This is a genomic window from Archangium violaceum Cb vi76 (genome assembly GCF_000733295.1).
Lineage (GTDB): Bacteria > Myxococcota > Myxococcia > Myxococcales > Myxococcaceae > Archangium > Archangium violaceum.
The window spans coordinates 60973-70860 of sequence record NZ_JPMI01000352.1 but is presented as its reverse complement, the minus strand read 5'-3'; the positions used below and the strand labels follow the sequence as shown (position 1 = coordinate 70860).

The window sequence follows — 9888 nt, the reverse complement described above, 5'->3', positions numbered from 1 at the left end:
GATGATGATGATGTGCAACGGCATGCCCATGATGATGTGCACCGCGAAGTAGCACCCGGGCCCCCGAGGGCCTGAAGCACGAGAGCCGGCGAGCGCCCACGGGCCCGCCGGCTCTTCGTGTTTCGGGGCCTGGCGTCGTGCCTAAGTAGGTCGCCAAAAGTTCCGAGACAAATGCCGGAGGCATGCACAGGTTCTGGCGCATGCGACCGGCAAGGTCCCCCAGCGAGCTGGGGCTGACAGCATACGACAGGCGGAAGCTGGAGCGGGCACTGCGCAAGACGCGCGACGCCCGTCACTTCCGTCGTCTTCTGGCCATCAAGCTCATTGCAGAGGGCAAGGGGCCGGGCGAGGCCGCCCACCTGTCGGCCCTGTCTCGTCCGGCCGTCTACTTCTGGCTGGAGCGTTACCTCGAGGCGCGTACCCCCGCGGCACTACTGGATGCCCCGCGCGAGGGTCGGCCGAAAAAGGCTCCGCGCCTCACCCCCGAGCGCTTGCGCAAGGTGGTGAAGGGTAGCCCGCAGCGGGCGCAATGGGCGAGCCACGGATGGACGGTGCCGCTGCTGCGCACGCACCTGAAGAAGCAGGGCTATGAGGTGTCGTGTCGCACACTGCGTCGCCGGCTGCACGAGGCGGGGCTGGCCTGGAAACGACCCCGATACGTGTACGTGACTGCCGCACCCTACCTGGGGCAGAAAAAGGGGGCCTTGTACGCCGTCTGAAACGGCTCAAGGCCCAACTACCTCGGGCGGTGCTGCTCGTCATGGACAGCACGGTGCTGCGTTGGTTTCCGCCCTTGCGCGCGGTGTGGGCTCCGGTGGGCCAGCAGGCGGTGGTGCCCATCAGTGGGCAGAACGCCAAGCGCACCCTCTGGGGCGCAATCAACCCGCGCAGCGGCAAACGTGTAGTGACCGTCAGCAAGCGCGGCAGGCAGGAGGACTTCATGGTCCTGTTGCGCGCGCTGCGTGCGGCCTACCCCGGCCGCCCTATTCTCCTCGTGCTGGACCAGGCCAGCTGCCATACCGCTCAGAAGTCGCAGAGGCTCGCCGCGCGCCTGGGCATCCACCTCTTGCTGCTGCCCAAGCAGCACAGCGAGTTGAACTGCATGGACCACCTGTGGCGCCACCTCAAGGAGCATGTGTCCGCCAACCGCCAGTACTCCTCGGTGGACGAGCACGCCGACGCCGCTGTCCTGTGGGTGCTGGGCCTCTCTCCTGAGGAGGCCCTTCGCAAGGCCGGCTGCCTCGCCAAGGGCTTCTGGCTGCGCGATTTGTTAGAGAACTTTTGGCGACCTACTTAGCCGACCGTCTCCGCGTACGTCATCACCAGGTACATCACCGCTTCCGTGTTGCTCGTGTTGCGGTACACGTGCGCCACGTCCGCCTCGAAGAGGATGGCGTCTCCCGTGGCCAGCACGTGGTGCTCCTCGCCCCGGTCGATCTCCACCGTCCCCGCCGTCACCACCAGGTTCTCCATCGTCCCCGGTGGGTGCGCGTCCGCACGCTCCTCCGCGTGCGCGGCCAGCCGCAGCTCGTAGAACTCCACGCGCCGGGGCTCGTCGAACGGGAAGAGCGCACGCGAGCTGAAGCTCCCATCATGGGACGCCAGCCGCTTGGACTGCGCGGTGCGCATCACCCGCGTGCCCGTCTGCGCCGTGGTGCTGATCAGCGCCGAGAACGGGATGCCCAGTGCCCGGGCGATCTTCCAGATGACGTTGATGGTGGGTGCGCTCTGGCCCAGCTCGATCTGCCCCAGCATGGCCCGGCTCACCCCGGACGCCTTGGCGAGCCGCTCCAGGGACAGGCCCCGCTGGGTGCGCAGGCGGCGCAGGTTGCGGCCGACGATGGGCGCCAGGTCCGTCGACGCATCCGCGTGCGCCACCTCGTAGGCCCACTCCTCCTCGGAGCCCGGGGCCTCGGGCGCGGGGGCCTCCGCCTTCTTGCCCCCCTGCTCCTTCTTCTTCCCCTTGCCCTTGGCGGCGGGGACCGTCTCTTCCGTCTCCTCCGCCGTGGGAGGGGTGTTTTCGCGGACCGATTTCACGTGGGCCAGACCATGACCCACACCCACACCGGCGTCCAGAGGCTCATGGGGGCGGGCGACCGAGTCGACGAAGGCCTGGACTCACGCCGCTTCCGGAACTCATCGAGGTTGATCACTTCGGCTGCCGAGCTCATGACAGATGGTCTCTCCGATAGCGGAACCATGTCCGCCGTAACGGACGAACGCAATATCCGTTTTAACGGACGTCCTGTCAATGTCACCCCGCCGCGGGGAGGGCAGCCAGGCATACCGGGCGCCTGGAGTGCATCCCCCTGTCTCCGTCAGGGGCCGCCGTGGGACTCCAGCCACGCCGTCACCTGGGTGGCCTCGGGGGCCTTGTGGGCCTGGAGGAGCACCTCTCGCGCCCGGGTGGCCAGCTCCCGTGCCTTCTCTCGTCCCGTGCCCGTGTCCCAGAGGGCCCGGGCCAGGAGGAAGCGGACCTCCGCCGCCGTCTCCGGGGCAATGCGCGGGGAGCCCGCCAGCGCCAGCGCCCGCTCCAGCGGCGCCACCGCCCCGGCCGGCGCGTTCAGCGCCACCTGGCTCCTGCCCACGCCCACCAGCGGCTCGAAGAGGTCCGGGTGGCCGGGCGGGAGGTCCTTCTCCTGGAGGGACAGGGCCCGCTGGTAGTGCGCGAGCGCCTGCCGGTGCTGCCCGCCCTCCAGGTACCAGGCACCCAGCCCTTCCAGCACGGAAGCCACCTCGGAGGCCTCCTTGCCCAGCTCCTTCTCCGCCAGGGCCAGGGCGCGCTGGAGGTGCGGCAGGGCCTCGGCGCGGCGTCCTCGGGCGCTCAGGGCCCCGGCGAGGTCCACCAGGGCGGTGATGACATCCGGGGGATAGGGCTCCTCGAGGGACTCCGCTACCCGCAGCGCCTCCTGGAAGCGCACCAGGGCCTCGTCCTTCCTGCCCAGAGCATCCAGGGCCTCCGCCACCCGCATCAGGCTGGCCGGAAGCTCCGTGTGCCTGGGCCCGAAGGCCTTCGTCCGGATGGCCAGGCCCCGCTCGGAGAAGGCGAGGCACTCCGTGTACTGGCGCAGACCGCAGTAGCTGCCGCCCATGGAGCCCAGCGTCGCGCCCGTCTCCGGGTGCTCCGGGCCGAGCCCCGTCTCCCGCGCCGTCAGGGCCCCCTTCAAGTAGCGCAGGGCCGCCGCGTCGTCCCCGACGTGCTGTGACAGGCGCCCCAGGTTGTGGAGCGCGTTGCCCGTCTCCGGATGCGTGGGCCCCAGGGCCTTCTCGTAGATGGCCTGCGCCTGGACGAGCTGCTGGCGCGCCTCCTCGTACCGGTTCAGCTTGGTGAGCGCGGCGCCCAGGTTGTTGAAGCCCGCCGCCACCTCCGGGTGATTGGCCGGGTAGACCTTCTGGCGCAGCGCCACCACCCGGCGGAAGTGCTCCAGGGACTCGTCCATCTTGTCCTCGCGCAGGAGGATGGCCCCCAGCGCGTTGGTGACGAAGGCCTCGATGCGGTCATCCCCGCCCATGCGCTCCAGCACCGCGCGGGTGTGCTCGGCCCACTCGCGGCCCCGCTCGAACTCCGCCTGGAGCATCCCCGAGCGCACCAGCCGGGCCGAGGCCGAGGCGATGACCTCGTCGTGGCGGCCGGCCTCCGCGGCCCACACCGCCCGCCGCAGCGTGGCCTCCGAGGCCGGGAAGTCCCCGGCCTTCTCCTCCAGGGCGCCGCGCAACTCCAGCACCTCGGCCTCCAGCGGGCGGTAGCGCACGGCCCCCACCTCCCCGGCGAGCGTCCGGACGCGCTCCAGGGCGGGCTTGAACTGGCCGCTGTCGAAGAGGGCCCGCGCCTCGGCGAGCCGCAGCCGCGATTGCTCCACCTTCTCCCGCGTGGAGGGGTCCTCCGGCGGGCGGACGGTGGCGCGCAGGGCCTCGACGTTGGCGCACCCATCCAACGTGGGCAGCGCATGGGCGGCCTTCGCGGCCTGGTCCACCAGGGCGGCGTCCGCGTGGGCGTAGACGTCCGTGAGGGCCTGGAGCGCGTGCAGCCGCCGCTCCAGACAGGCCATGCGCAGCGAGAGCACCTCGTCGGACTGCTCGCCGCGGACGCGGGTGGCCTCGCAGGCCTCGGCGTGCATGGAGACCCAGCCGTGGGCGTAGGTGTCCAGCACCTGGGCCGTGCGCGACCAGGACTCGTCCGCGTTGGGCTTGCCGGTGGCGTGGAAGGCCTCGCCGAGCGACTCCTCGCGCGCGGTGTCCCACAGCCCTTCCAGGTGACGGGCGCCACTGCGGCAGGGCTGCTCCACCTGGGCCCGGTACTGGAGGGGCAACCCCACGCCGAGCGAGAGCAGGAGGAGGCCAGCGGCCGCCGCCAACCAGTACCGCTGCTGCATCGGCAGCGTCTGGCCGAGCGCCTCGAGCAGTGCCTCCATGGAGGGGAAGCGCTGCTCGGGCTGGGGGTCCAACCCCCGCAGCACGAGGCGCCGCAGACTCGCGGGCACCCGGGCGTCCCGGGGCGGCTCGGGGGTGCGCCAGGTGGAGGGCGGGCCCGGCGTCCGGCCATGGGGCCGCTCGCCATAGAGGGCCTCGTAGAGGGCCACGCAGTAGCTGAACTGGTCCGAGCGCGCGTCGAAGACGCCCCCGCCGTAGAGCTCCGGCGCCATGTAGGCCGGCGTGCCGATGACGAGGCCCGCCCGGGTGAGGGGCGTGTCCAGCGGTGAGCTGCCCCGCTCGGACAGGTCGAGCTCGGTGAGCGCGGGCAGGGACTCCTCCGTGGCCGACGCCGGCCGGGCCAGGCCGAAGTCCAGCACGCGCACGCGCCCGTCCTTGCCCAGCAGCACGTTGTCCGGCTTGAAGTCGCGGTGCACCAGCCCCGCCGCATGCGCGGCCGCGAGCCCCCGTCCGGCGGTGGTGAAGACCTCCACCACCTCGCGCCAGGAGCGGGGCGCCTGCTTGAGCCAGTCGCGCAGCGTGGGTCCCTCCACCAACTCCATGGCGAGGAAGACGCGCCCGCCCCACGTCCCCACGTCGAAGATGGAGATGACGTTCGGGTGGGCCAGCCGCGCCAGCGCCTGGGCCTCGCGCATCAGCCGGGCCTGCCCGCCGCTCTTCTCCACCTGATCCGAGCCCCGCTGGAGCAGCTTGAGGGCGAGCTTGCGGTCCAGCTCGGGATCATACGCGGCGTACACCACGCCCATCCCGCCAGCGCCGAGCTTGTCGAGCACCATGTAGCGGCCCACCATGGCGCCGCGCGGGAGCACCTCATCGGGAGGAGGCTCGGGCAGCGGGGCCGGCGAGGCCACCACGTGGGTGGGCTCCTCCTCCGACGAGGAGAGGGTGCCACTGCGCACCAGCAGGAGGCGGCACGAGGGACACCGCTCCGCGTGCGTGAGCAACCGCGCCACCTCTGGCTCGGGGAAACGTCCCGACAGGGCCTCGCGTACGGCGCCTTCCTCCGGGCAGATGCTGTCGTCGATCGGGCTGTCCGCCATGGCTCGTTCCTAGGTGCCTCACATTCTGACCCGAGGCGTGGAGGGTTGGCCACTCCGGAAGCGGCTGGCATAGGCTCGCGGGCGAGGAGGCTCCGCGAGTGCCAGGCGGCGACCCACGCGACCACATCCCCGACGTGCGAGACGGACTCACCCGAGCCGAGCGCATCATCCTCCACACGCTGCACCAGCTCGAGCGCGAGCGGGGAGGCCGCTCCGTGCCGACGGCCATGCTCTACGGCTACGTGGTGGAGCGGCTCGACATCGGCCCCGACGAGTTCCAGGACATCCTCACGCGGCTGGTGGGACGCCGGGTGCCGTGAGGGCCATGCCTCAGGAATACGGCAGGGACTCGTCCAGCCGAGCATCCGGCCGCTCGAGCCACCGCCCCCACTGCGTCAGGACGCGCCGCGCGTAGATGTGGGCGCCCTGTCTGCGAGCGATCTCCAGCACCCGCAGGAACGCCTCCCGCACCTCCGGGGCCCGGCCGCGCAGGACCAGCAGTTGTGCCCGGACCAGGTGCGCATAGGCCTCGAAGCTGGTCTCCCCCGCGCGGAGCTTCTCGGGCGTCAGCGCGTGCTCGATGGCGGCCAGGCCCTCCTCGGCCCGGCCCAGCTTCAAATAGATGTCTGCGAGCATGGCGGAGTTGTGCAGGGTGCCGATGATGAAACCCGTGCGCTCCCAGGCCTCGAGCGCCCGGTGCATGAGCACCAGTCCCTCTTCCGCCTGCCCCAACTCGGCGAGCGCCCATCCCTTCAACAGGGTGGACCACCACAACCAGAGCAGGAACCGGTGCTCGCCCGCGAGCGCCACGCCCTGCTCCGCCCACTCCAGCGTCCTCTGGCCATCCCGGCGGATCTGCGCGCCGAGGGCCGCGTAGGTGAACACGCTCGCACACGTGTGGGGATGGCCGAGCCGGCTGGCCAGCTCCAGCGCCTCGTGCACATGGCGCCGGGCCACCTCCTGCTCGTCGAGCGCCGAGTGGATGACGGAGCTGAAGGCCAGGGCCACCGCCCGCGGGTTCACCGCCTGCTTCAGCGCGAGGGCCCGGTGGCGCTCGAGCGTGGACTCCTCGGAGTGGGCCAGGGCCTGCTCGATGTGGGCCAGGGCGGTGGGCATGTTCCCCCAGGTGAAGGAGTCGATGGCCATCATCCGGTGCCCCATCACCAGCAGCTCCCGGTTGGACTGGCGCTGGCCCAGCTCCACTTGCAGCTCGGCGATCTCGTGTGCCTCCTGGAACTTCATCTGCGTGAAGTAGTAGGAGTACGCGCCCCAGTACGACAGCTCCATCCGGCCCACGCCCTCGCCCACCTGCCGGAAGAGCTCGCGCACGCGCTCATACACCTGCTCCACCTCGGGCGAGTGGTAGCCCCGCAATTGCACCAGGGGCAGTCCCAGGGCCAGCAGCAGCTCCAGCTCGTCGGGAAGGAGCGACGCGGCATCCGGCAGGCTCCGCAGCAGCTTCAGCGCCTGGGTGAGGTGGCTCACGGCCTCCTGGTTCGCGTAGCGCCGGCTGGCGCGCAGGCCCGCCTGCTTCCACGCGCGGATGGCCGGCTTCAGCTCCCCGGCCTCCGTATAATGATGGGCGAGCAGCTCGGGCCGGTGCTCCACCATTCCAGGGAAGTGCTCCACCAGGGCGAGCGCGATGCGCCGGTGGTGCTCGCGCCGCACCCCGCGCGTCTGGGACTGGTACGCCGCCTCCTGGAGGAGCGCGTGGCGGAACTGGTAGCAGGGCCCGGCGGCCTCCTCGTAGCGCTGCAGCAGGCCCGCCGCCACCAGCCCCGCAAGATCCCTGCGCAGCTCGGCCTCGCGCAGGCCCGTGACGGTGACGAGCAGCTCGCGCGTGAAGCCGCGGCCCAGGACGGCGCACCACCAGGCCAGCTCCTTCTGACGCCGCGGGAGCGAGTCCAGCCGCGCCAGCAGCAGCTCCTGCAGGGTGACCGGGATGGAGGCCGCCGCCCCGCCCTCCAGCAGCATGCGCGTCATCTCCTCGGCGAAGAGCGGAACACCATCCGTGCGCGCCACGAGCTGCTCCAGCACCGCCTCGGGCAGGTTCCGGCCCCGGGCCACCTCCTTCGCCAGACGCGCGGTGCACTCCGCCGGCATCCGCTCCAACGTGAGCGGGTGGAACTCCGGCCGCGCGGGCCAGGGCGGGCGGAACTCGGGACGGGCGCTGAGCACCCCCAGGACGCGCGCCGGCCCCAGCCGCTCCATCAGCAACCCCAGCATCCGCAGCGTCGAGGGGTCCGCCCAGTGCAGATCCTCCACCACCAGGAGCACGGGATGCGCCGCGGACACCCGCAGCAACAGGGTGCCCAGCGCGTCCAACAGCTCCTCCAACTGCCGCTCCGGCGTGAGCCGCAGGTGCGGCGACGACTCCGCCACCGGCAGCGACAGCAACGAGGCCAGCAGGCCCACCTGCACGGGCTTCAGCGCCCAGGGCGCGAGCCACTCCTCCAGCACGCGCAGGTTCTCCTGGGGAGCGCGCTCCGGGGAGAGCCACAACCGCTGCAACGCCTCGATGAGGGGATGGAAGGCGCTGGTGGAGAACTGGGACCAGCACTGCAACCGCAGGGGCAGCGCCTGCTCCCGGCCGATCCGCTCGCGCAGCTCCTGGATGAGGCGGGACTTGCCCATGCCCGCCTCGCCCGAGAGCAACACGAAGCCCCCCTCCCCCGCGCGCGCCCGCTCCCAGTGCGAGAGCAACGCCTCCACCTCCCGCTCCCGCCCCACCAGCGGAGTCAGCCCTCCCCCCACGGCCAGCCTCCGGTCGAACCGGGACACCGTCTGGCGAGCGCCCAGCACGCGGTACACCCGCATGTTGCGCGAGCCCTCGTAGGAGCGGGGACCGAGCGGCTCCGTCTGGAAGGCGCGATGCACCAGGGCATGGGCCTCGCGGCTGAGCACCACCTCGTCGGGCCCGGACTGGAGCGCCAGCCAGGCCGCCACCTTCGGCGCTTCCCCCTGGATGCCGGGTGTGCGCCCCCGCAGCTCCTTCGGAAGATCGTCCAGCATCACCACGCTGGTGTGGATGCCCACCTGCACCCGCAACTCCGGCCCGTCCCGCCACGGCAGCCGCTCCCGGAGCGCCTCGCGGATGGACGGCACCAGGGACAGGCCCGCGTGCACGGCGCGCTCCGAGTCCTCCTCGCGCGCCACCGGATAGCCGAAGCACGCCAGCGCCTCGTCGCCCATGCACAGGGTGACGAAGCCGCCATGCTGTTGGATGACCTTGGAGAAACCGCGATGGAAGGCCGCCTCCCACTCGCCGAAGTCCTCGGCGTCCATGCTCCCCGCGAGGTGGGTGAGCCCCTCGAGCTTGCACGCCACCAGCGTCACCTGCCGCCGCTGCGGGGCCACGTTCCTCGGCTGCTTGCGCCCGGGACGCAGGTGCTCTTCCAGCTCGCGCAACTCGTCCTGCAGCTCGGCCGCGGAGAGCAGCCGCCGGGAGGGGTCCTTCGCCAGCATCACCGCCAGCAACGACTCCAGCTCCCAGGGCAGCTCCGGGTGGCGCTCGCGCAACAGCGGCACGGGCTCGGAGGACAACACCCGGGCCCGCAGCTCCTCCAGGTTCGTGCTCACGTAGGGTAGCTCTCCCGTGAGCAGCTCGTAGAGCACCACGCCCGCGGCCCAGATGTCGGTGCGCTCGTCCAACGCCTCGCCCCGCCACTGCTCCGGCGCCATGTAGGGCGGCGTGCCCGCCATGGGCAGACGGGGGGCCGGCGCGGTGGTGGGCTCCAGGAGGTACGCCAGCCCGAAGTCGAGCAGCTTCACCCCGCCCTTGCGGGTGATGAGGACATTGCTGGGCTTGAGGTCGCGGTGGACGATGTGGTGCTCGTGGGCGTGCGCCAGCCCCGCGGCCACGGCCATCATGATTTCCAGCGTGCGCCGCAGCCCGGGCCGCTCGTGTTGCATGAGGTGGGCGAGCGACTCGCCCTCCAGGCGCTCCATCACCAGGAAGGGGATGCGCTGCTCGTCCGGGCGCCCGGCCCACTCGGCGACGTCGAAGATGCGGACGATGTTCTCGTGGTCGAGCCGCGCGATGGCCCGGGCCTCCGCCAGCGCCAGGCCCGCCAGTTCCTCGCGGGGCACGAGGAACTTGAGGGCCACCTCGCGCCGCAACTGCTCGTCCCAGGCGCTCAGGACCCACCCCATGGCGCCCGCGCCCAGTTGCTCGAGGAGCTTGAAGCGGCGGCCGTCCTGGCCCCCCAACCGCTCCCCGGGCACCGGCCTGCGCAAGGGCACCGGCACATGGGCCACTTCCCGTAGGAAGGAGTCATCCAGGTCCGAGTCCCCGGACATTCCACTCAAGCGCGCATCGGGCCAGGACGCCGCCGGTGGCCCGTCGATGGGCCTATCACCCGTGTCATCGCCACCTTGCATGGCATTCTCCCGCGCCCCCTCGACGGAACCCGCTCCG

6 protein-coding genes are annotated in these 9888 nt (G+C 71.6%); 3 read left to right on the top strand and 3 right to left on the bottom strand.

Annotated features, from left to right (window positions below; all coding sequences use genetic code 11):
• Positions 1 to 200: 200 nt before the first annotated feature.
• Entirely contained in the window at positions 201 to 719 is a 519-nt protein-coding gene (locus tag Q664_RS45090) for a helix-turn-helix domain-containing protein (protein ID WP_043411554.1), read from the top strand.
• On the top strand, positions 641 to 1297 hold the full coding sequence (locus Q664_RS53590) for an IS630 family transposase (protein WP_425117475.1): 657 nt from the start codon (positions 641 to 643) through the stop codon (positions 1295 to 1297). The genes Q664_RS45090 and Q664_RS53590 overlap by 79 nt, the downstream gene beginning before the upstream one ends.
• Here Q664_RS53590 and Q664_RS45080 read toward each other — a convergent pair.
• Both Q664_RS45080 and Q664_RS45075 read right to left on the bottom strand, forming a co-directional pair.
• On the bottom strand, positions 1294 to 2037 hold the full coding sequence (locus tag Q664_RS45080; RefSeq protein ID WP_235217129.1) for a helix-turn-helix domain-containing protein: 744 nt from the start codon (positions 2035 to 2037) through the stop codon (positions 1294 to 1296). The genes Q664_RS53590 and Q664_RS45080 overlap by 4 nt on opposite strands.
• A 281-nt stretch (positions 2038 to 2318) precedes the next feature.
• Entirely contained in the window at positions 2319 to 5471 is a 3153-nt protein-coding gene (locus tag Q664_RS45075) for a serine/threonine-protein kinase (RefSeq protein WP_052519487.1), read from the bottom strand.
• Between the two features lie 98 nt (positions 5472 to 5569).
• On the opposite strand from Q664_RS45075, the gene Q664_RS45070 reads away from it, so the two are divergent.
• The gene (locus Q664_RS45070; protein ID WP_043411511.1) at positions 5570 to 5791 is read left to right on the top strand and encodes a hypothetical protein; all 222 of its coding nucleotides are present in this window, start codon (positions 5570 to 5572) and stop codon (positions 5789 to 5791) included.
• A 10-nt stretch (positions 5792 to 5801) separates the two neighbouring features.
• On the opposite strand, the gene Q664_RS45065 is transcribed toward Q664_RS45070, so the two are convergent.
• Positions 5802 to 9851, bottom strand: a complete 4050-nt coding sequence (locus Q664_RS45065) for a protein kinase domain-containing protein (RefSeq protein WP_084610894.1) — start codon at positions 9849 to 9851, stop codon at positions 5802 to 5804.
• Positions 9852 to 9888: the final 37 nt, after the last annotated feature.